19 protein-coding genes and 1 pseudogene are annotated in these 23990 nt (G+C 35.6%); 10 read left to right on the top strand and 10 right to left on the bottom strand.

Annotation, left to right across the window (positions count from 1 at the left end):
* Positions 1 to 63: 63 nt before the first annotated feature.
* Both B9T27_RS09740 and B9T27_RS09735 read right to left on the bottom strand, forming a co-directional pair.
* Complete coding sequence (locus B9T27_RS09740) at positions 64 to 1515, bottom strand: aldehyde dehydrogenase (protein ID WP_086206638.1); 1452 nt, start codon at positions 1513 to 1515, stop codon at positions 64 to 66.
* A gap of 36 nt (positions 1516 to 1551) precedes the next feature.
* The gene (locus tag B9T27_RS09735) at positions 1552 to 2391 is read right to left on the bottom strand and encodes a p-hydroxycinnamoyl CoA hydratase/lyase (RefSeq protein WP_171263383.1); all 840 of its coding nucleotides are present in this window, start codon (positions 2389 to 2391) and stop codon (positions 1552 to 1554) included.
* Positions 2392 to 2650: 259 nt separating this feature from the next.
* On the opposite strand from B9T27_RS09735, the gene mhpT reads away from it, so the two are divergent.
* Together mhpT and B9T27_RS09725 are read left to right on the top strand one after the other, a co-directional pair.
* Positions 2651 to 3871: a 3-(3-hydroxy-phenyl)propionate transporter MhpT gene (gene mhpT / locus B9T27_RS09730; protein ID WP_086206636.1), complete on the top strand. Its 1221-nt coding sequence runs from the start codon at positions 2651 to 2653 to the stop codon at positions 3869 to 3871.
* 61 nt (positions 3872 to 3932) lie between these two features.
* On the top strand, positions 3933 to 4379 hold the full coding sequence (locus B9T27_RS09725) for a MarR family winged helix-turn-helix transcriptional regulator (RefSeq protein WP_086206635.1): 447 nt from the start codon (positions 3933 to 3935) through the stop codon (positions 4377 to 4379).
* A 234-nt stretch (positions 4380 to 4613) separates the two neighbouring features.
* Here B9T27_RS09725 and B9T27_RS09720 read toward each other — a convergent pair whose 3' ends face one another.
* Positions 4614 to 5435: an SDR family NAD(P)-dependent oxidoreductase gene (locus B9T27_RS09720; protein ID WP_086206634.1), complete on the bottom strand. Its 822-nt coding sequence runs from the start codon at positions 5433 to 5435 to the stop codon at positions 4614 to 4616.
* A 35-nt stretch (positions 5436 to 5470) separates the two neighbouring features.
* Positions 5471 to 5695: pseudogene (locus B9T27_RS09715) on the bottom strand (AMP-binding enzyme); the annotation flags it as partial.
* Between the two features lie 500 nt (positions 5696 to 6195).
* On the opposite strand from B9T27_RS09715, the gene B9T27_RS15065 reads away from it, so the two are divergent.
* Positions 6196 to 7989, top strand: a complete 1794-nt coding sequence (locus B9T27_RS15065) for a LuxR C-terminal-related transcriptional regulator (RefSeq protein WP_322853576.1) — start codon at positions 6196 to 6198, stop codon at positions 7987 to 7989.
* A gap of 198 nt (positions 7990 to 8187) precedes the next feature.
* Here the strand turns inward: B9T27_RS15065 and B9T27_RS09705 are convergent, their stop codons facing one another.
* Entirely contained in the window at positions 8188 to 8916 is a 729-nt protein-coding gene (locus B9T27_RS09705; RefSeq protein WP_213033016.1) for an SDR family NAD(P)-dependent oxidoreductase, read from the bottom strand.
* A 441-nt stretch (positions 8917 to 9357) separates the two neighbouring features.
* On the opposite strand from B9T27_RS09705, the gene B9T27_RS09700 reads away from it, so the two are divergent.
* The 5 genes from B9T27_RS09700 (at position 9358) to B9T27_RS09685 (ending at position 15707) form a co-directional block, all read left to right on the top strand.
* Positions 9358 to 10602 (top strand): anaerobic sulfatase maturase, encoded by a 1245-nt coding sequence (locus tag B9T27_RS09700; protein WP_086206632.1) that lies wholly within the window; start codon positions 9358 to 9360, stop codon positions 10600 to 10602.
* A gap of 90 nt (positions 10603 to 10692) precedes the next feature.
* A complete protein-coding gene (locus B9T27_RS09695) occupies positions 10693 to 12333 on the top strand; it encodes an arylsulfatase (protein ID WP_086206631.1) in 1641 nt (546 codons plus the stop codon).
* Between the two features lie 115 nt (positions 12334 to 12448).
* The gene (locus B9T27_RS09690) at positions 12449 to 13624 is read left to right on the top strand and encodes an OmpP1/FadL family transporter (RefSeq protein ID WP_086206630.1); all 1176 of its coding nucleotides are present in this window, start codon (positions 12449 to 12451) and stop codon (positions 13622 to 13624) included.
* A gap of 233 nt (positions 13625 to 13857) precedes the next feature.
* Positions 13858 to 13983: a hypothetical protein gene (locus tag B9T27_RS15135; RefSeq protein ID WP_265733421.1), complete on the top strand. Its 126-nt coding sequence runs from the start codon at positions 13858 to 13860 to the stop codon at positions 13981 to 13983.
* A gap of 1235 nt (positions 13984 to 15218) precedes the next feature.
* Complete coding sequence (locus tag B9T27_RS09685; protein WP_086206629.1) at positions 15219 to 15707, top strand: GNAT family N-acetyltransferase; 489 nt, start codon at positions 15219 to 15221, stop codon at positions 15705 to 15707.
* Positions 15708 to 16221: 514 nt separating this feature from the next.
* Here the strand turns inward: B9T27_RS09685 and B9T27_RS09680 are convergent.
* The 5 genes from B9T27_RS09680 to B9T27_RS09660 form a co-directional block, all read right to left on the bottom strand.
* Positions 16222 to 16713 (bottom strand): flavin reductase, encoded by a 492-nt coding sequence (locus tag B9T27_RS09680; RefSeq protein ID WP_086206628.1) that lies wholly within the window; start codon positions 16711 to 16713, stop codon positions 16222 to 16224.
* A gap of 201 nt (positions 16714 to 16914) precedes the next feature.
* The gene (locus B9T27_RS09675; RefSeq protein WP_086206627.1) at positions 16915 to 17943 is read right to left on the bottom strand and encodes a methionine synthase; all 1029 of its coding nucleotides are present in this window, start codon (positions 17941 to 17943) and stop codon (positions 16915 to 16917) included.
* A 28-nt stretch (positions 17944 to 17971) separates the two neighbouring features.
* A complete protein-coding gene (locus B9T27_RS09670; RefSeq protein WP_086206626.1) occupies positions 17972 to 18949 on the bottom strand; it encodes a DUF1852 domain-containing protein in 978 nt (325 codons plus the stop codon).
* Positions 18950 to 19527: 578 nt separating this feature from the next.
* A complete protein-coding gene (locus tag B9T27_RS09665) occupies positions 19528 to 20682 on the bottom strand; it encodes an MFS transporter (RefSeq protein WP_086206625.1) in 1155 nt (384 codons plus the stop codon).
* A gap of 76 nt (positions 20683 to 20758) precedes the next feature.
* Entirely contained in the window at positions 20759 to 21361 is a 603-nt protein-coding gene (locus B9T27_RS09660; RefSeq protein WP_086206624.1) for a TetR/AcrR family transcriptional regulator, read from the bottom strand.
* A gap of 1522 nt (positions 21362 to 22883) precedes the next feature.
* Here B9T27_RS09660 and B9T27_RS09655 point away from each other — a divergent pair.
* Positions 22884 to 23099, top strand: a complete 216-nt coding sequence (locus B9T27_RS09655) for a cold-shock protein (protein ID WP_086206623.1) — start codon at positions 22884 to 22886, stop codon at positions 23097 to 23099.
* Between the two features lie 110 nt (positions 23100 to 23209).
* Positions 23210 to 23437, top strand: coding sequence for a hypothetical protein (locus B9T27_RS09650; protein ID WP_086206622.1), 228 nt, complete (start codon positions 23210 to 23212; stop codon positions 23435 to 23437).
* The last annotated feature ends 553 nt before the right edge of the window (positions 23438 to 23990 follow it).

Raw genomic sequence — 23990 nt, 5'->3', positions numbered from 1 at the left:
TTACTATTTTTCATTATAGAAGGATAAAGAGTAATCATTCCTATTCTTTATCCTTACATCTGTTTAAATAGGATAGTGTCGTGGTGTCGTTTGAATGGTGATCCAGCGAAGTTCAGTAAATTCTGCAACTGATACTTTACTACCAAAGCGACCGTATCCACTTTGTTTTACACCACCAAAAGGCATTTGTGCTTCATCATGCACGGTTGCACCATTGATGTGGCAAATTCCTGATTCAATTTGTTTGGCTACCGCTAAGGCTTGTACAAGGTCTTGACTAAAAATAGCAGAAGACAAGCCAAATTCACTGTCATTTGCAAGTTGAATAGCTTCTTCATCCGTTTTAAAGCGTTGAATCGTGCAGACAGGTGCAAAAGATTCTTCACTATAAATCTTCATATCTTTAGTCACATCAATAATGACCGTCGGTTGCATCACTGTTCTCTGAATATTTATTCCGAGAGGTAAGCTTGCACCTTTGTCTTGCGCATCTTTGAGTAAGCCTTGTAGACGATTTGCAGCACGCTCACTTTCTAAAACACCCAAAGGGTAGTTTTCATTCATAGGATTACCTGCATGAATGGATTTGGTTTTTTCTACAAGTTTTTCAATAAATTGATCTGCAATTTTATCATCAACCAGCACACGCTCAGTTGACATGCAAATTTGTCCCTGATTGAAGAAAGCACCAAAAGCAATGGCATTCACAGCATCTTCGATATTGGCTTTATCCAGTACCACGACAGGTGCTTTACCACCAAGTTCAAGCAATACGGGTTTTAAATATTTTGCTGCAGTTTCTGCAATAATTTTTCCGACATGGGTTGAACCCGTAAAATTAATACGTTTTGTCAGTGGATGTGAAATGAGTCTTTCCACAATTTTAGGTGCATCTGCTGCGGAATGGGTAATCACATTTACAACGCCTTCACCAAGCCCAGCTTCTAATAAAATCTCTGCAATCAAGCGATGAGTTGCAGGGCAAGCTTCTGAAGCTTTTAATACAATGGTATTTCCACAGGCCAAAGGCATTGCAAGTGCGCGTGTTGCAAGAATTACAGGGGCATTCCACGGAGCCATGCCAACAATGACACCACATGGGGTTCGAATCCCCATTGCCATATTACCAGGCACATCAGATGGAATAATACTGCCATCGATTTGCGTCGTCATGCCAGCGGCTTCTCGTAGTATATTGGCTGCAAGGTGAACATTAAACCCATACCATGTTGCAGTTGAACCTGTTTCGCGCATTCCAGTCTGTATAAACTGTTCAGTTTTTTGATCCATTAAATCCGCTGCTTTCAATAATCTTAAGCGACGTTCCGTTGGTGATAATGTAGACCAGATTGCAAATGCCCGATGTGCAGATTCAATCGCACGATCTACATCTTCAATCGTTGCAGCCGCAGCTGTTGATGCGACACTTCCATCAATCGGACTAATACGCTCAAAAGTTTGTCCTGAACTTGAATTTATAGATTGTCCGTGAATCAGTAACTGTACATTTTGCATGGGGGATGTTTCCTTACATGTCCATTGATGAATAAATTAGCCTGTACGTTTGTAGCTTTGTAAACCTGGTTTAATGGCTTTTTCATCCAAGAATTGTTTTAAACCTTCTTGGCGACCACCTTCAGTATCACGGTGAAGGCATTGATCCAGTTTTGCGTACAAGTAATCTTCATTCTGATCCCAAGTAAGTTCACGGCAACGTTTAAAACCATTTTTTGCAGTACGTAGTACGACAGGATTTTTCTCAAGTAGAGTGTTGGCTAATTCTGTAACTTCAGCTTTTAATTGTTCAAGTGGGACACTTTTATTCACTAAGCCCATTTTTTCAGCTTCTTGACCACTAAAAGTTTTGCCCGTCATGATGTAATAAAGTGAAGTACGGTGACCAACGGTATCTGCCATAGCTTTACTGACTAAATTTCCTGGTGGAATACCCCAGTTAATTTCAGATAAACCAAATGTGGCTTCATCAGCTGCAATGGCTAAGTCGCAAGCCACTAGAGGTGAAAAACCTCCGCCAAAACACCAACCATTGACCATTGCGATGGTCGGTTTTGAGTACATGCGAAGCAATTGCCACTGCCAACGACATGAATCACGACGAATACGTTCGTTATAAATTTCAGGTTGTGAATCCACTTCACGGAAGTATTCTTTTAAGTCCATTCCTGCAGTCCACGAATCGCCTGCACCAGTAAGTACGACTACACCTGCTTCTTGATCTAATTCTAATGTTTCTAAAACATCAATCATTTCTTTATTGAGCGTAGGACTCATTGAATTTTTCTTTTCTGGGCGGTTTAACGTCACCCAAGCAATACCAGCTTCAACTTTTACATCCACTGTTTTCCAACGATTTTCATAAGTCATTATTATTTCTCCGTGATGACTAGGTCTGCTTTATGGTTTTTAATTTAATATCAGTTAAACTTACATTCAAGTCTTTTTTGCATTATTTTGCTTTTATTTTTTAAGTACATGTATTTAATAATTTAATTTAAAAAAAATAAAATTTAATAAAAATAATTGTTGTTTTTTATATAAGTTTAGGTGATATTTTTAACGTTATTTTTCGCAAAGAAAAATAGCTATACAGGAAGTGTATTAATTAAAATTGAAGACAAGGACAATACGAATGGAAAAAAGTGTAAGCCATTCAGGGAAGGCCACATTAACGCTTGCTTTGTGTTTTGCTATCGCAGTTTTTGAAGGTTTTGACCTGCAATCAATGGGCGTAGCAGCACCGCGTATGCGAGCAGAATTTGGTTTAGACAACGCTCAAATGGCATGGGCATTTAGTGCAGCAACTTTGGGGACATTACCCGGAGCATTATTAGGTGGGCGTTTTGCAGATAAAATTGGACGAAAAAAAGTACTAATGTTTAGTCTTTTACTTTTTGGAATCATGTCGCTTTTAACTGCTTTTGCAAATCAATACAGCTTACTCATTATCATCCGTTTTTTAACTGGCTTAGGTATGGGGGGAGCTTTACCCATGATGATTACCTTAGCTTCAGAAGCAGTATCGGATAAATATAAAGGAACTGCGGTCAGTATTATGTACAGTGGTATTCCTTTTGGCGGTGTGCTGACATCATTTGTGGCAATGGCCCTAGCAGGTGATAGCCAATGGCGGCATATTTTTTATATCGGTGGTTTGGCACCTGTATTGATGATTCCGTTATTACTTAAGTTCTTACCTGAATCGAATGCATATTTAATTAAAAATCAACAATCTGCTGTGTCTTTTATGCAAGTACTTTTTGCTAAAGAACGACGCTTTTCTACAATACAACTTTGGATCAGTTTCTTTTGTACCTTGGTTGTTTTATATTTATTATTGAATTGGTTACCGTTATTGATGGGTGCGCAAGGACTATCAAAAAACGAAGCCAATTATGTCCAAATCGGTTACAACATTGGTGGAGTATTTGGTTCAATTCTCATGGGCTTCTTAATTGATAAATTACGAATGAGTTTTGTTGTTAAATTTATTTATGTGGGCATTTTGGCTGCATTATGCTGTCTAGCTTTTTCACCAACAGTTGCATTACTTTCACTTTCAGCAATTGGTTGTGGATTATTTATTGTCGGTGGGCAATCTGCACTTTATGGTTTAGCCGCAAGATTCTATCCGACAGAAATGCGTGGGACGGGAGTAGGGGCTGCCGTGGCTGTAGGTCGAATCGGTTCATTTGCAGGACCATTATTTGCAGGAATGTTGTTATCTTTTGGTTCAAGCGCGGGAATGGTCATAGGAGCCAGTATTCCAATGATTTTTATTGCTGCAATAGCTGCATTAATGCTAGTAGGTAAACCTAAGCAACATACGCAATTATTAAGCAGTTCAACTTAATTATTTGATTTGAAGTATGGTCTAATAGATCATACTTCATCATATTTAACTCAGAATAGATATGTCTAACAATTTAAATAAACCAAATGAAAATTACTCACCTAAACTCAGCTATATGATTGCTCGAGTAGATCGGGTAATTAGTAAATTATTAACAGAACAACTCAAACAGCTTAACATTACTTTACCTCAGTACACTGCTTTATCTGTACTTGCCGCAAGGGGGAGTTTATCGAATGCTAAACTTGCAGAGCGTTCGTTTATAAAACCGCAATCAGCCAATAAAATTTTACAGGATTTATTAAGCTTAGGGTGGATTGAAAAGCACTCTGACCCAACGCATGGCCGTAGAATTTTAATTCAACTGACTACAAGTGGGCAGAGTAAAATTGCAGAATGCAATTTGATTGTAGAGCAATTAGAACAGAAGATGCTGAAGGGTATCGATATCAATTTAGCTTTGCTAATGCGAAATAATTTAGAAATTATGGTTAATAATCTAAAGTAATAAGTATTAAATGAGTCTATTATTTTCTTAAATATTTTTGATGTTTGTAAGACTATTTAGAGTATATAAATAGTAATTTATTTTTATACTCTAAATTCTTTTGGTCGTAAAAATCTATCTCTAGCAGCTTATTTACTGATAAATAAAATAGAGTTATTTAATCCTATAATAATAGACTTATGCAATAAAATAGTATTACATCACTAATGATTTTGTGATCCTTTTCTAATTGAATTAAGAGGCAAATTTTTGCATGATTTTATCCAACTTTTTATCAATTTGATTGCGATAAAGATCAGGCAGTACACGTGAAATTTTTGTAAGAATACGAGTTTGAGTACCTGGAATAATCATGAACTCAGAAGAAAAAATTGCTTGGTAAATTTCTTTACATGCAGTATCAACAGGCATGCTACCCCCCAATTGCTTTAATGCTGCTGTTATTGGTGAACCATTTTTCCGCTCTTCAGTAACAAGCGGTGTATCTACTTCGGGTGGGCAAACTACGGCAACGTCAATATTCTGACTGCGTAATTCCATACGCAGTACTTCAGCCAATCCAATTACACCAAATTTAGAAGAGCAGTAACCTGTATAACCATAGCAACCAACTAAGCCAGCAGCAGAAGCAATAAATACAAGTTTAGGGCGTTTACTTTGTTGAACTGCTTGTTTTAAATAAGGTAATGCCGCATGTGCAACATTACGGCTGCCGATGAGGTTAATATTGATTTGTCTTTCGAATTCTTGAGAAGTCATTTCATCGAAATTTTTAGCAATACTGATCCCAGCAGAGTTGATGAGAAGGTCTGGTGTACCAAAATTTGCAACAGCTTCTGCAAATTTAGCCTCCATAGTACTTTCATTTTGCACATCAATTTCAAAGCCACCGACTGCAGGTGAAATTTTTTGTAACTCAGTAACCGCTTGTTCAATTCCTGCGTGTGCAAAAATACATACTTGGTATCCATCGTTTAGTAAACGCTTAGTCAGTTCAAGACCAATACCGCTGCTACCACCTGTAACCCATGCTGTTTTCGTAGTACTTTTTGTCATCTCAATTTCCTTATGATTATTTTAAACTGTCGTCATTAAACGACTTCATCTTTGAGTAAAACATCACCAAATTGTTTACGGAGTTCTGCTTTCACAATTTTACCAGTTCCGTTAACAGGCAGAGCCGCAACAAAAATGACGGCATCTGGAGTTTGCCAGCGTGCAATTTTATTATCAAAGTAAGCTATAACTTCAGCTTCAGTGAGTGTTGAATTTTCTTGTTTCACTGCAATCAGAATTGGGCGTTCATCCCATTTTGGAGTGTTTAAATATTTTATGGTGGCTATATCAATATTTACCGATAAATTGTCATTTGATTATTAGCTCGCGAGTAAAACCAAGCTGGAGTTTTTCCAAGGATTATTTACTTGGACGATTAAGATTTGTAACAGAAGCACATTTAAGTATCAAAACTGAAGATAGTGCGGAGTTAATTCTATTTTTACAGCAGAAAAATTTTGATCATGTCGAGTTAACACCTACATTAGTTGAACAATTAATTCTAAAGACGGAAGGTTGGCTCACAGGTATCCAATTAATCAATTTATATCTGAAAAATTCTCATGATGTCAGTGCCGTAATTCAAAGCTTAAGTGGGGCACATAATCAGATTATCGATTATTTAAGTGAACAAGTTTTTATTCAACTTTCTGAAGAAATACAAGATTTCTTACTGAATATTAGTATATTGCGAAAAATTAATGTATTGAGTGTACAAGAAGTATCACAGAGTTCAGCATCTGTAAAATTCCTCGGGCTTATGAGCCAAAAAGGGTTATTTCTACAGGCGTTGAATGAGCAACATTCGTGGTATCGAATTCATCATTTATTTCGGGAGTTTCTCGAAAATCGTTTCAAACTCACCAGTATTGAACAATATAGAGCCGCACATCTTCGAGCAGCATATTGGTATAAGCAACAAGATTCTTTAATGGATGCAATTTACCATGCTGAACTTGCTGAGGATCAAGTTTTAGTTTTGGAACTGCTCAGTGAAGTGTGCCGTGATTTAGTATTAGATGGGCGTTTTTATACTTTACTTGAGTCGGTAAGGCTTATTCCAGATGAGCTTTTGATACAAAAAGCCACATTGTTGTATGACATTATTTGGTCATTGACCGTGACGCATCAGCATTTATTAGCCAACCATTATTTACAACTTTGGTTAAAAATTGATGCTGATAAAAATAGCGTTGGAGAAGAGTGGTTGGGGCTGGCACCAATGGGTGCCCTGATGGGGGATGATATTCAGCAAGCCTACCAATTGGCACAACAAAATTTATCTCAATTATCTGAAGATTCCTATTTTGTGCGTGCACCATTAATTGGTATTGGAGCCTTGTATCATATTGGTCTGGGTAAAATATCTGAAGCAAGAAAAATCTTAATTCAAACCAGAGCAGCCTATATACAGGGACATAATGTTTACGGTCTGATTTTTACCGATTGTGTGGAAGCATTATGTGATTATTTAGAAGGAAATTTAGACAAAGCATTGGTCAAATTTGATTATATTGGCAAAGGTGAAGATTATTTAAAACTTAGTTCAGATGAGCAGTTAACGCCGATTATCAATATGATTACGAGTAGTGTGAAAGCCAATTTATATTATGAGTTAAATGAAATTAGTCTGTCGGAACAAAGCCTGAAAAGTTTCAATAATGGTGAACATCTGATCATTCCTGATCTTGCGATTATAGGATATGAAGTATTATTACGTTTAGCCCATATTCAGGGTAGTATCCAGGCTGAGCAAGCGTGTCTCACACAAGCGCAAATTTGTACCAATGATTGGTCTATGTCAAGATTAAGTTGCATGGTTCAAGATATTTATGATCAACTTCAATGGTTTGGAAATAGGCAAAAACTTATTGATGCCTCGACAGAAGATTTAGAAATTCTTTGTCATCGACATTTGAACAAAACATTGAACATTTCCAATGTAGTGATGGGGGATGATTTAATTCTCTATCGTCAGCTTATTTTTACTGACAAAGAAAAGTTAGCGCTTGAATTTTTACCGCTAGAATTGAGCCGTATTCATGCTTATCCACTCAGGAAAGCACGCATTCTGCTTTTATTGGCATTAGCAGAATATCGATTGGATCAGATGGATGCAGCGGTGGGCTGGCTTGAGCAAGCATTGGTTTTAGTTGAGCCGACTAAAGCGATTCGCATTATTTTGGATGAGCATCCGTTATTGTTTACATTGTTGGCCGATTATATTCGGTCAGGTCTTAAAAATAAGCAGAAAAAAGAGCAGTCTACTTTTGGGTTTGCGGAGCGATTATTATCGCTTACAACCTCCGTATCTAAAAATATAGAGACGGGCATAGTCTCTGCCAAAGACAGTCAGGTTGAGATACTCTCAAAGCGTGAATTACAGATTTTACAAAAGGTTAGTGAGGGTTATACGGATATTGAGTTGGCGGACAAAGTCTTCTTATCGGTAAATACTGTGAAATGGCATTTACGTAATATTTATACCAAATTAGGAGTTCGTTCTCGGCTAGAAGCCGTAACAAAAGTGAAAAAGAAAGGGTTAATTCATTAGGTGATTTGTTTAGTAATGATCTAAGAAGCTACATGGCTATTGTCTTTTAAAATATTGAACTATTGTGGCGTGCTATAATCGTTTTAGTCAAAATTTTGGATAAACATTTCATCAAAACGATTGGTGTGAATTGTCAACATTCAAACCTTTTTCATATTTAAATTTAAAGGTTTGAATGTTTCTAGATAGATTGTTTTTTTAGAAAATTGAGTATGCACCATCTACTTTCACAATTGCGCCGTTTACGAAACTTGCTGCATCTGAAGCCAAGAATACGACAACTTTTGCAATCTCCTCTGGTTTTCCAAGGCGCTGCATCGGTGAACGTTGCATAATACTATTGAATACTTCAGGGATGTCTTTCAATGGCTGAATAAGTGGTGTATCAATCCAACCCGGAGCAACAGCATTTACACGAATGTTTGCTTGAGCAAAGCTCAATGCATGTGAGAAAGTTAATTGGTCAATTGCACCTTTTGAGCAAGAATAAGCTGGTGCAATAGCTGAACCAAATTGTGCATAAAGAGAAGAAACATTGATGATAGATGGATTATCTGATTTGGCTAAAGCTTTCGCCGCGACTTCACTAATATAAAAAACGGAAGTTAGGTTTACTTCGAGTACTTTTTTATAGGTATCTAATTCATGTTCAGTAATAGATCCCATACCCGCACCATTAAATAGAGTATCAATACGATCAACTTTTGCGAAGAATGCATCTATAGCTATATTGTCTGTGACATCTATTTCAACAGTTTCAATATCTAAACCGACTGGATAAACGGCCTTAGCTGCTTGTAAGCCGAGTGCCCAAACTTTTGCGCCGTGTTGTGCAAAAGCAATTGCAACGGCTTGACCAATACCTGAAGTTCCACCAGTAACGATAGCGACTTTATTTGTGAACATTTTTGTGTTGAAGGTTTCCATTTCTGTTTTGATCCTATTTTGATTTATTGAATTAATGCTAACTCACTTTATGAAAACTAACTTTTTATAAATTAAATGAAAAGAATGGATGATAAGAACCATTCTAAAGAGCGGAAAATGTGCGCAAAATATTCAATTTGTATTTAGAAAATACTCAAAACTATTCGATAACCATTCTTTTGCATGGTTGCACCATTCGTTAATGTTGCTAGTCTTCAGAGTGTTGATTGAATTCTGAGTGAATGAACGTCATAAGTCATATTTTAAATAAATCGATCATTAGCAATAACGATGGATTTATTTAAAAAATTTAGCTTGTTATAAAATATCGATGTGAAATCGAATGATTATTGAGTGTATAAATCAGATTCGAAAAGAACAGACGTGTTTATCTCTTGTCGGATTACAAGAGAATGTTATTCAAAAGGATTGAGAATCAAGATGGTTGATCAGAATAGCCGAATCACAGTTGAAAACATTCCAGTTTCACCAGCAATGAAACTTGTGCATTCAAATGAACTTTATCAATTTCATTCGATGGTTAAGCCAAGTGGCGCGCAGTGCAATATTGATTGTGAATACTGTTTTTATTTATATAAACAGGAGTTTTTACAGCAACCGAAATATCCGCGTATGGAAAGTTCAGTTTTAGAATTGCATATTCGTCAATATATTGAAGCGCAAACTGGACCTGAAGTGGTGTTCAGTTGGCAGGGCGGTGAGCCGACTTTAATGGGACTGGATTTCTTCAGGCACGTGCTTACGCTACAAGAAAAATATAAAAAACCGAATCAACTTATATTTAATGATTTACAAACGAATGGTTTGTTATTGGATGATGATTGGTGTGCTTTTTTAAAAGAAAATCACTTTTTAGTTGGGCTTTCAATTGATGGGCCTGAGCATTTACATGATATTTATCGACGCACGAAAAATGACAAACCGACGCATCCTTTAGTGGCCAAAGCCATTGAGTTATTACATCAGTATCAGATTGAATTTAATGCATTGTGTGTTGTGAACAATGTAAATGCTCAATATCCGATAGAAGTCTATGACTACTTGAAAGATGTTGTTCGTCCTAAAATGATCCAGTTCAGCGCAGGGATTGAACCTGTAGAGCCTGAATGGATGATTAAGCCGAAAGCAAATACGAACAAAAAAATGGATGTTTCGGTGAGTCATTGGACTGTGAAAAGTCAGGATTGGGGGACTTTTCTGGCAATAATATGGCAAGAGTGGTTCACCAAAGATTATGGCACTGTTTTTGTTGATCAATTTGAAAATGTAATTTCACAATTATTTGGTTTTGGACCACAAAAATGTACAACAGGGCAAATTTGTGGCAAGTCGGTTGCAGTAGAGTTTAATGGAGATGTTTATTCTTGTGACCACTTTGTTTTTCCAGAATTTAAACTTGGGAATATTAAAGAAATCCATGAAGGGGATTTAGTGTTCTCAAAACAACAGGAAAAGTTTGCATACAACAAATATCAAACTTTACCTAAATACTGCCAGCGCTGTGATTACTTACAACTCTGTTGGGGTGAATGCCCAAAAAATAGATTTATCAGCACGCCAGAAGGTGAAGCTGGATTAAATTATTCATGCGCTGGATTAAAACTATTCTATAAGCAAGTTATCAAAGACCAAGATGTATTAATACAATATCTGAATGCAAGTTAGCTTCATAACCCGCTGATTCAAAATATAAAAAATATTCCAGTTTAAGCTGGAAGGGATAATTTTGCCTTAAAAGTGATCAAGGAGGATACCATGCGTATCAAGAAGTCAAAGTTGTGTTTGTCGATAGGGACAGCTTTATTATCAGTTGCAATGCTGTCAAAAACGGCATATGCCGTACCTCAGCAAAGCTACCAAAAAGGGAAAACGATTGCGGATGATCCTTTTCTGAAAGCTGTAGTCACTTCGGAGAATATGGAACCTGCAATTATTCATCCTGCACAGCGAGCAGCTGCTCAGAAAAAAATTGATGCTTATAAACAAAAAACAGGAAAAAACCCGAACATTCTTATTTTTATTGTAGATGATATGGGGTGGGGAGATATCGGTGCCAATGGTGGTGGTGAAGCCGTTGGTGCACCAACACCAAATATTGATAAATTGGCACAAGGTGGCTTACGTTTCACCTCATTTTATGCGCAACCTTTAAGTACGCCATCTCGTGCAGCCATGATGACGGGACGTTTACCCGTTCGTACAGGTTTAGTTCGTCCAATTTTGACGGGTGAAAAACTGAAAGGTAATCCGTGGGATGGTGAAGTTACTGCAGCAGGTCTTTTACAAAAGGCAGGTTATCATACGGGGATGATTGGGAAATGGCACCTAGGTGAAATTGAAGGTGCGTATCCACAACAAAATGGTTATGACGAATATTTTGGTTTTTTACAAGTCGTCTCTAACTTAAATGAAATGATAGATGAGCGTTTATATCCAAACTTAATTCATGATCCTGAACGTTTGGAAGCGATGCGAGCTATACAACCACCAGAAATTACCAGTGGTTTGAAAGGTGGTGCAATTAAAGTTGAGCAGTCTATTAAAACGATAGATGACATTAGTAGAATGGATCAAAAATTTGCTGATTATTCAGATGGATTCATCCGCCGTGCGGGTAAAAAAGATGATCCTTTCTATTTAGTACATTCCTTTTCGCGTTTACATAACGACAATTACCCAGCACCTGGTTATGCAGGTAAGAGTCCAGAAAAATATCCATATAAAGATGCTGTTATTGAAGTAGATGACATAGTAGGGCGTCTGATGAAGACACTAAAAGATACAGGTCAGCTAGAAAATACGATTGTATTTTTCACATCGGATAATGGTGCAAATGAGGATGTATGGCCTGATTCAGGTTTTCATCCATGGAAAGGTGGCAAAGGAACTACATGGGAAGGCGGGATTCGCGTACCGGGAATTGCATATTGGCCAGGCATGATTAAAGCGGGTCGAGTCAGTGATGGTATCTTTGATATTCTGGATTTATTTAATACTTCAGTTGCTTTGGGCGGACAAACCAACCACATTCCGAAAGACCGTTATTACGATGGTATCGATCAGACCAGTTTCCTACTGGCAGATGATGGTGAGTCGAATCGTGAAACATCGTATTTCTATTCTGGTAATCAATTTACCTCATTGCGCTGGAATGAGTTCAAAGTGCATTTCAAAGTTATGGATACGACTTCACCACGTAAGAATATTGATAGCACAGTGCTGTCTGTTGCTAATCCTGCACCTTGGGCATACAACTTATACCTAGACCCTAAAGAGCAGATTCCAAGCCATCATGGTTTTGAATGGGGATACCCGCGTGCGATCAATCTAGTGCGTCATCACATGGGCACTTTTAAAAAATACCCAGTAAAAGATATTGGGCTAAATGTACCTTGATCACCGATAAATATGGCTTATCTGATTGAATAATAGACTATTTAATCAGGGTGTGAATGCTGTTCATTTGAATGATTGGCATTCACAGATATATATCTTCACTAAAGGAATAGAGATGAAGCGAAATAAGAAAAAATATCTTATTGTTGGAATGTTGTTCGTATTTTCGGGAAAAAATTATGCAGCAGGATTGGAACGTTCACCACAACAAATTGATGCCTTATTTGAATCGGGGACTTATGCAGAAGTCGGCTATTCCTATATTTCTCCAAATATTATGGGTAAGGATATCCGTGGCAATAATATTTCTGATATTGCTGGAAGTTTTCAAACTGCGAACTACGCAGTAAAAACAGACTTAAGTCCAAGCTTACGTCTAGCTATAATATATGACGAACCATATGGTGCAAAAGTAAAGTTCGAAGGCACAAATAATTTTATTGCCTTAGATATCCCCGTAGCGGATGCGAATACACGTGTTGAAGTGGAATCGAAAAATATCACTACATTATTAGGTTATAACCTGAATAAAAACGTCATGATTTATGCTGGTCCAGCATTGCAAGAGCTGGAAGCAGATATACATTTACGTGGTTTAACTTATGTTGTAAATAGCGGTTATAACAATAATTTTGATGATATTGCTGTTGGTTGGGTTGCTGGTATGAGCTATGCCAAGCCTGATCTAGGGATTTTAGCATCATTAACTTACCGTTCTGAGATTAAGCACAAAACAACAATCAACGAGGATGTACCATTAGCGGATATTGTATTTGGTGATCATTATTCACATGAAAATAAGGGAAGTGTTACTACACCAAAATCCGTGAATTTAAATCTACAAACAGGTTTAAATCCAACAACAGCACTTTATGCCAAAGTACGTTATGTACCATGGAGTGATTTTGTATATTATCCACCAATATTAAAATCATCAACCGAAGCCGCATTGGGGAAAGGTTTACCCTTACTGAATTATCATGATGACCAAACGGCAGTTGAAATTGGTGTTGGTCAAAAAGTCATGCCAAATCTTACGATTGCTGTTTCAGGTTTATGGGACTCTGGTGCAGGTGACCCCGCACCGACTTTAGGCCCTGTGAATGGCTATTGGGGTGTAGGCTTAGCGGCTAAATATAGCGTGAATAAAAATCTTAACTTTAGCTTAGGTGGTCGTTATATGTGGTTCGGTGATGCGAAAGGTGAGGTTTCTGATGGACGTATAGTAGGCGATTTTCAAAATAATACGGGTTATATCGTGGGAATGAAAATTTCTTATTCTGCTCAATAAAATATAAATAGTGTTTATTATGAGTCATTCAAGTCTTCACCGATATTGATTAATAGTAAAAATGATTGGACTTACTATAAATAAAATAAAGGCAAGTTAGATCTTTGTTTTGTCTATAATCGTTAGATTGTGGTCTGAATAGAGTATCGGAAGATAGTCTTTTTTGTTTCATAAAATAACATTGAAATAACTATATTTTGTTAAGTTTGAATTTTAACCAGTGTGGGTATGTTATGAAAATATTTGCAATTCTTAGCTTAGTTCTAATGGTGGCTTTAACTGCTTGTCAGAAAAGAGATACAGACACAAGCGAGCAAGATAAAGCAACAACCCCTCATTCAATGGATAAAGATAAGTAATTCATGAGTTGTTTTTATTTAGGCGAGGGCGCTCAGATACTCTTTTATGAGCTATTTGCTTAATTTTTGATAAATCTGTAAATAAATAACAACTTAATTAAAACACCATCAAACATAATCCCTATATTATCTATACTTAGTGATGAGTTACTTGATGCTATCTTTTAGTTATTCCAATAATTCAAGTAATAGAACTATAAATATCAAAATGATAATTGAGAAGCCTACTTAATTTCAGAGAGTTAAGTAGGCTTTTTATTGTTTGAATTCTAATTATAGTAAATTATGTAAATTTAAAAAATAACAAATTTAAATAACTATTTTCACAAATTTACACTTTAGTGTGACGTATTCGCTATTATTTAAGGTGCTGTATTTAAGAAAACAGCTATGTCTAGTTTGTCTCTCCTCGTAAGAGAGCCTATTTATTTAAATTTCACTACAAGGGAGAAGTGAAATGATTATTAAAATAATTCAATCGATATTTTGTAGACATGATTATAGGTTATTTCGGATTATACAGCGGAATCCAGTTCACCAAATGGATCCTTTGACTAAGTGGAAGTGTTTGAAATGTGAGCGAGTTGTTTATAGTCGTTACATGGATTATGTGGAATAACTTATTAAAAATAATGGTTCTGTGAAAAGTCGTGTTTCATCCTTATATTCTAATTTCAACCTTTCCTAATATGCTGTTTTTTGTTTAAAAGTAGTGGGAAATATTACAAAATATAAAACTCTATCGCATTCTATATATTGATAGAGTTTTCTTTTTTATGGTTGGTGAATATCTAAAAACTCTTACTTAGTTTTATAGTAGATTGGGTCACATATCGTGGGTGTATAAATTTATGAAGCGAATGAGTATGGCAGGTATATGGCTTCTACTTTACAATTACTTATTCATGATGTGTCTCTAATTTCTGATAAATATTATAAATTTGATTTTTAATGAAAAAATTTAAATTGGAGTAAATATAGATAGAAATAAAGTTAAATATTGAATATTAGAGGGACAAAAAATACTTTGAAAATTTTAATTCGATTCGTGAAGATTTTTTTTAGTATTGGCTTTATCAGCAATTATTATTCATTTTACTTTTTTAAATAAACTTATCGATTGATTTGTGGATAATCTTTTTCCCAGTTATATTAGCAACGCTAATAGCTGGGGTTGGTTGGATATTCAACCTAGTTATTGGAATATTAAATTAAGCAATTTAAGATACTAATTTATGAGAAAAATAGTTAGGAAAGCAAATCAAAGTGATTTGGATGACATTACAGAGATTCATCATAAATCGTTTGTACGTCAATCAGCTTCTAAGCAGTGGATAGAGTCAACGCTTGCTGCTTACCCTAGATATTTCTGCTATTTAATCGAAAATGAAAAAACGTGCGGTTATATTTTTTGGGCACAAAAATCAGGATTTAGAGCGGAGGTGATATTAGAGTTGGATCAAATAGCAATTCATCCTGATTTTCAAGGATTAGGGTTGAGTAAGATACTAATTGTAGAGTCTCTTAAAAATGTAGAAAAGGAATTATCAGTAAAAAATCAAAAGATCAAAAGTGTATTGGTATCCACAGGAGTTAATAACTTTGCCAGAAAAATCTATGAAGATTTATTAAATGCAAACGAGGTTGCTATTATTACGGACTTATATAGCAGTCCAGAAGTTTATTTGAAAGCAGATCGAGAAGATTTAGTATTTTTGAATTAATGATTAATTTCCTTACTATTTGATGCAGTATAAGTTGAAAATTAGATATAATTAATCTTGTCAAGATGTTAGATAAAACCACCTTTAGGTGGTTTTTATTGGGTATAGTTTAGAGGTCTTGATAAGTATAAAGCCATAAAAAAACAGCCACCTAAAACAAAACTAGGTACTAAGCCATTATTTAAGGCTAAATAAAGTATTTTGCAACTGAGGGAATTTTTAAGAAAACTTCCAATGTTTTTAAAATAAAATTCGAAAAAAATTCAGTTTAAATCTACTAAGTATTGGCTTTTTTATTTCCAGTTAATAGAATTTTAATTGATATTTCTAGTGGGTTATGATCAAACGATGCAGGTTTGGGGAGTTGAAAAGTAATTGAAAAGTGTTATTAAAAAAGCCCTTTAGTTAGAGGGCTATCTCGCATAAGGGATTCATGTTAAATAAATAATTGCTTAAGATCTTATGAGTATTAAATATAGCAGGCATACTATACTTATAAAAATAACAAGTTGGTTTAAGCAATTTCCGTTTCACCCACATGATGATAAGCACGATTAAAATAAGCAAGACCATGTTCCTGCTCACTTTGTTGAATAGCGACAGTACGACAAATAAAAATAGTATGCGTTCCGACTTCTTGAATTTGCTCAATATGACAATCAAAACTCACTAAGGCATCTTCTAAAACTGGTGCTCCGGTTGTTAATTCTGCCCATTTTCCATGTTTAAATCGCTCTTCTGAACTCATTTTAGACGCAAATACTTTAGAAATATGCTCATGATGCGTGCCTAAGACATTCACGGTCAAAATTTTATTTTCTATAAAGTGTGTATGTGATCGAGAAGCCTTATTCATACATATCAGTAATGTCGGAGGTGTATCCGTGACACTACACACGGCAGATGCTGTGAATCCATGACGACCAGATGTTCCTGTTGTAGTCACAACATTGACCGCACTTGTTAACAAAGACATTGCATTTTTAAAGTCTGTTGCTTCAATCATCACTTTATTCCTAAATTGAACCGTAGCTTTTCTTTAGATTTCGCTATACTACGCAATTGTGCCACGAAAGCATATCATCTGAATGAGTTTTGAGGAGAGCTGACTCTTACACTTATTTTAAGATGGGGGTTATCGGCTTGATCAAGAATTTCCAATCAAACCGAAAAGATAACACTTTATACATCATTATTTCAGTTAGTGCTAAGCCGATAGTTCTCTTCGAACAATTTCTGCACCTGCACTTAAAGCATTAAGTTTTCCTCTTGCAACTTCACGAGATAAAGGTGCCATGCCACAGTTGGTTGAAGGGTAGAGCTTATCTGCATCTACAAACTGAAGTGCTTTACGTAAAGTGTTGGCAACTTCTTCCGCTGTTTCAATAGTATTTGTTGCCACATCAATGGCACCAACCATGACTTTTTTACCGCGGATGAGTTCAATGAGATCCATTGGAACACGAGAGTTTTGGCATTCTAATGAAATGATATCGATTTTAGATTGTTGCAGCTTAGGAAAAGCTTCTTCATATTGACGCCACTCTGAACCGAGTGTCTTTTTCCAATCTGTATTGGCTTTGATACCATAGCCATAGCAGATATGTACGGCAGTTTCACATTTAAGACCTTCAAGTGCTCTTTCTAAGGTAGCAACACCCCAGTCATTGACTTCATCAAAGAATACATTAAATGCAGGCTCATCAAATTGAATAATATCAACACCAGCAGCTTCTAATTCTCTCGCTTCTTGATTGAGAATCTTAGCAAATTCCCAAGCCAGTTTTTCGCGACTTTTATAATGATTATCATAAAGCGTATCGATCATGGTCATCGGACCAGGCAGCGCCCATTTAATCGGTTGTTTGGTTTGCTGACGTAAAAACTTGGCATCCTCAACAAAAACTGGCTTTTCGCGAGTCACAGCCCCAACGACTGTCGGTACACTTGCATCATAACGATTACGAATTCTAACAGTTTCACGTTTTTCAAAATCAACGCCGCTCAGGTGCTCAATAAACGTGGTGACAAAGTGTTGACGGGTTTGCTCGCCATCACTGACAATATCAATACCTGCGTGTTGTTGCTCTTGCAATGACAAACGTAAAGCATCGTGTTTACCTTCAATAAGTTGCTCATCTTGAAGTTTCCAAGGGGACCAAAGTTTCTCTGGTTCTGCAAGCCAAGAAGGTTTAGGTAAGCTGCCAGCTGTAGACGTCGGTAATAATATTTTCATAATCAATAATCTTCTATATTTCGGTAAATTAAGCAGCGTAACTCGCAGCCCATTGCTCAAGAATATTTTGGTAAGGCTTGATGAACTGTTCTTCAGTAAATTTGCCTTGTTTAACCGCTAACTGGCTACGTTCCTCTCGGTCATACACAATCTGAGTCAATGAATAATCTTGGTATTTCAAACTCGGTTGATACACTTGACCTGCTGCTGAATTGGCATTGTAAATTTCAGGTCGGTAGATCTTTTGGAATGTTTCCATGGTGCTGATGGCACTGATCAACTCAAGGTTGGTGTAATCACTCAGTAAGTCACCACTAAAATAAAATGCCAATGGCGCAACACTATTTTTCGGCATAAAGTAGCGAACCGTTAAGCCCATTTTCGCGAAATATTGATCTGTCGGAGAAAATTCATTTTGCTGATACTCAACGCCCAATACAGGATGCTGATTTGAAGTGCAATGATAGGTCTTACTACTTGATACACTGAGGCAAATGACAGGTGCTTTATTAAAATTCGCTTTGTATGCATCTGAATTTACAAAGTATTGAAATAGTTTGCCGTGCAGGTCGCCAAAATTATCTGGTGTGCTTAACTTGGTTTGGTTTTTATTATGTTCTGGTAACACTACGCTAAAATCATAATCACGCACATAAGAAGAAAAACTATTGCCAACCATACCTGCAATACGTTGATTATTTTTGTGATCCACAATAGTCGTTTTCAATACTTCAATTGTTGGAAAGCTATTACCATTGCCTTCGATATCAATATCCACAGAAACGATTTCAATTTCGATCGCGTAACGATCTGCTGTAGGGTTATCCCAATTTGCTAAAGAGTTAAAACGATTGTTCATCATTCTTAAGGTATTGAGCAAGTTCTCTTGGCGACTTTCACCTCTCGCCAGATTTGCAAAGTTGGTGGTCAGACGCGTACTTTGTGAAGGGTGATAGTTTTCATCAAAACTGATGCTTTTAATATTTAATACAAATTCTTGACTCATGTGATCTAGCACCCTATTTTTGCGTTAAAACCTGAAATTAATTCATGCTCTTTTAGGCTATACAATTTCCATTTAATTCTTTCTAGCCAATCGTATTCTCAGTCTTTATAACTTTGTTAATAATAGACAGGGGATAGACTAACTGTGAATATTGTCTTTCATTAAGAGCTTGGTATAATTTATACCTTAATCAATAGATGAATAAAAATGATTTTATCTCACTAGTAGGTGAATATAATTCATGTTTTGGGGCTGTGTCATTAAGCGTGAAGGCATTACTATTTTTTATAAGGAACTTAAGATGAGTCTGTGAACCCACCAAAGCCCTCATATATGAAAAGTAACAAGTGATTAAATTATTAAATATTTTAAGATAATATGCTTATGTGAATTAAAAATAAGCTAATCTTTGATCATGAACCCACAGCGAACAGTATGCTCCGACAATAATAATAGATTTAAATAAGGATAGTGAGGTACGACAGGCATCATACTTTACGCAAGAAATAAATAAAAAAGCCCAACAGAATATTGGGCTTTTTTATTTTGTGCTGAGCTTTAATTTTATCAAGATAAAATTAAGACCAACCTCGTTCACGATGACGTACATAAGGTAAAATAGAAACCAATGCTAATACTGCCAATACTGCACCAATCCATAAGCCAGAACGTAAGCCATAACCATTCATAATCGCTAAACCACCAATATAGGAGCCACCACCTAAACCAATGTTAATCACGGAGGTGTGTACGGCATTGACCATAGGGCCTGGATGGGCAACACTGACAATTCTCGCCATCATTGCTGGATTCATTGGAACACCAGATAATCCAATCAAGATGATTGCGATGATTGCTACGGTTTTATATTCGGCAAAGATTGCAAAAGCGAACAACGCCATACTTAATACGGTTAGTCCGACGAGCATAATCTTAAGACTGTGATTGTGTGCTAATCGGCCAGTGATCATATTGCCCACAATGTTTGAAAAACCAAATAGCATCAAAATAAAGGGTACAACTTGCATGCTAAATCCAGTGATATCGACCAAAACTGGGACGAAATAACTAAATGCCGCAAAGCTTGCACCTAGAATCAAACAACTTGTAGCACAGGCTTTCCAATAGGCTTTATTTTTAAAGGCTTTAATCTCTTCTTCCATTTTGATTTGTCCACTACCAGATACTGCTGGCAAAAGACGTACTAGAGCGATGAGACAAATAAATACCAAAATAGCGACTAAGCCAAAAGTGATACGCCAACCCCATTGTTGATCGATCATCGTAGCAAGAGGAACTCCAAACACATTGGATATCATAAAGCCACCAATAACGATAGCTGCTGCGCGAGGGCGCTCATGGTTTGGAACCATAGCCATGCTTATGGCGAGTGAAAGGCTCAAACAACCTGCACATAAGACACCCGTAACAAGACGAATTATGATTAAAATAGTATGGCTCGAGGTAAAGGCACTTAAGCCTTGAATTACTACATAGAGTGCTAAAAGAATCAGTAATACTTTTCTATACTGAACTTTATATTTGAGGAAAAAATAGGTGAGTACAGGCCCACCAAACAGAACCCCAAAGGCATAATATGAAATTAAATGTCCAACCTCACCGACACTGATTCCAAACGCATGGGATAAAGTGGCTGTCATACCAGCGACCATCAATTCTGCTGTGCCAATTGAGAAAATTGCCAGACCCAATATATATACTGCTAACGGCATTTTTTTAACGCATTCCTATTCTTTAATGATCATTACAAAATTTAAGGGTTTTATTTCATTTCGGCTGGTGATGCAGTTACAAGTTGGCTAAAAGGCCATTAACTACATCTTCCAGAAAACTTTTATCTGAAATATTTTTATTCAGTACACGCAACCCGTAGTAACCAGCTAAAAAGCCTCGCGCCATTTCAAGAGCTGAAGCTTTGGTACTGAATTCCCCATTTACTTGTCCTTCGACAAATACTGTGAGGAGAGAATTCTCTAGGCGTTGTCGATATTCTTGATTCAGGCTAGAGACGGCCTGATCTTTATCTCCCATTTCCAAAGCAGAGAATAAGACCATGGCTTCGTGCTGTTCTGATTGTGAGAGATCCTCGGCAATCCCCCAAAGTAAAAGGGATCGTAATCGATCTTTGATCAGTCCTGACTGTGTGAGAATGGATAATTGTGCTGCCATGGTTTGTTGATGGCTACGCAATAAAGCTTGTTCATATAAGGCTTGTTTACTACCAAAAGCGTTATATAAACTTCCTCGACCTAAACCGGTACTGTCACATAAATTTTGCGCAGAAGTACCTGCATAACCGTTGGTACTAAAGACCGCTACGGCTGCGTCGATGATCTCTTTATCTTCAAACTGTCTAGGACGGCCTGGATAATTCGATTTTTCATCACTCATGGATAAGATCGAGAGGGAGTAAACTGAGGCTGCATAGTAGGTATTTTGGAACGATTTGTCAAATATTATATGAAGTATTTAAAGAGTACATAAATAACTAAAATAGAGAATTAAATACTGTTTAAACGTGTAATTAACTGTACCAAGTTGACATAATACATGCTAAGCGCAGCCTAGCTCTTATGTCTGTGCTCCTTTGATTTGGTGTAAGATTATAGCTAAATATTTACAGATTAATATCGAGTAGGATTTTCCTGATATTGAGGAGCCAAATTTATTATTTCATACCAAACAGGTTTTGATGAGACGAAAACATGGAATTGATTTCCTCAAATAGGATCATCATCGAGGCAATTAAGAGGTACTGGAAAAGATTCATTTTTTGGACCAATTTCACCCAGAGTAGATCCACACTTTTTACAAAATGTTCTTACATGAGTAAATGGGGGGTAAACTTACTAAGTCTGTATAAACTCGTTACCTTTAAGTAGATTAAAAAATTCTTTTTTAACAAAAAAGAATAGCACTTGAACCTAGTTTGCAGCTCTCTTATGCGAAAAAGAACTCTAACAAGAAATTGTTTTTTTTTAACAATATTTTTTACTAGCTCGTTGACTAACCTAACCCTGCATCGTTTGACCATCTACTTTACTCATACACCAAACTGATATAAAAGTAATAATTTAGATAAAATTTAACATCAGAAATAAATCATTTATTAAAAATTCACATCACAGCTGTATTATAAAATATAGGAAAAAATTATGTTGTGAAAAATAAGGATAATAGCTGAGATGTTCGGATAAATTTATACTGTATTGTACATTTCTATTAATATTTCTATTCTTTTTTTATTATTCATTTAAGCTAATCGTTTGGCAATATAAGGATATAATGAAAGATGAGATTTCTGTAAGGTAAATATCTGACAGAAGCAGAAAAATTACGAAATTTAAAAGCCGTTATTTTTGTAATTCAATTAGAAAATACAATAAGAGAAAAATCATGGGTGGTATGTTAATGATAATAAGGTATTTGTTTCTAAATATAATTTAAGCAATGATAATAAAATGATAGAGCTGATTAGCAATAAATAGTAAGTTTAGTTTTGAGATACATATAAGCTTTGTATATGAGAGACAAATATCATTCTTGAATTTAAAAATGTTAGTACTGGTATTGCAGAGTTATATCATCACATTTATTATTTACCAATATTACTAGGCTGTAGAGTAAGTTTATGGTATTTAATTTAGCTCTTGAAATAACTGAATTAAATTATTGTTTTAATTACTTATTATCAGGTAAATAAATATATATAAGAAAGCTTGATTATTCTTTTATATAGTGTATAGTTAATTCAACTAGAAAAAAGTCTTGTTTCGGTAAATCTTTCTTAAGTATCGTCGTTTTAGTCATAATCCTTCGTTTTTCAGATTTTAAGTGCCATTCTTTATTATTTTCAAAGTTATAATCAGTCAATAAAGTGGCTAAAAATTATTAAAAATCAATAGGATTTATTATGTCTAACTCTAATGTTATTAAAGGTACTGTAAAGTGGTTTAACGAAACTAAAGGTTTCGGTTTTATTCAACAAGAATCAGGTCCAGATGTTTTTGCTCATTTTAGTGAAATTGCGAGCTCAGGTTTCAAAACTTTACTTGAGGGCCAAGTGGTTGAATTCAGTGTGGTTCAAGGTCAAAAAGGACCTAATGCGGTAAATATTGTTGCTATCTAAGTAGTACTTTGCAGTCATTAAAAAGCACTTATAAGTGCTTTTTTATAATTCAAAAATAATTTTAAAGTCATTTTCCAAGCTGGAAGAGTCTTCACAAAATAGGATAAAAGTTGTCAAAAATAAATGATTTAATTGCAAAATCTAAAAATGGTACTGAAATTATAGTATCGTTAATTCCCTTAAATAAATTACAAAATACACGCCAAGGCTTAAAAGAAATTGAAGTAGGTAAGAGGGTTCTTCTTCAGTCTGGGATTGAGGTTGACTTAAATCTAGATGGTCGTACATTTTATACTTCTTTAAATCAGTTGTTTAAGTTAGATCACCGAGTTATTTAGAAAAATTAAACAAATATTAAATGCTTGGGTAAATATATTTTATCCATCTTAATATTCTTAAGAATACTTAAGTGCTTAATCAGATTATGCATGTGGAAGATCAATTCAGTATTAAGTAATCTATTCAAGCAATGGTAGATAAGCATTTTGCTAATATGCAATCTTACTCTAAGATAAAAAAGACTACTGTTGAGAGTGAAGATATTGGGTCTAGTTTTGAAATATTTTTCAATGTACTTTAAGTGGAAAGATATTCAAAACTATATAAGTTCTTCTAAAGAAGATACACCAATAAACTCTGGCATTTTATTCTGTACATTAAAATTTTAGCGGTGAATTAATAAAGTTTTTAAGGCTAATTTTTTGTATTAGTCAAAAATTAACCTTGAATAATTATCATTATATTATTGTTGAGAAAATCTAATAGTTGTTGGGTAATCTAAGTATGAACCCGTTTTCTTGGATTTACATATTATTTAAGGCCGTTCTATGATGAATCTAATGCTTTGCAATTGTGAATCTATCTTCAGGAGCAAATAGATGACACATACGA

Source organism: Acinetobacter sp. ANC 4648, assembly GCF_002135345.1.
Lineage (GTDB): Bacteria > Pseudomonadota > Gammaproteobacteria > Pseudomonadales > Moraxellaceae > Acinetobacter.
Note: the sequence above shows the minus strand (reverse complement) of the source record. Positions and strands in the feature narration are given on the sequence as shown.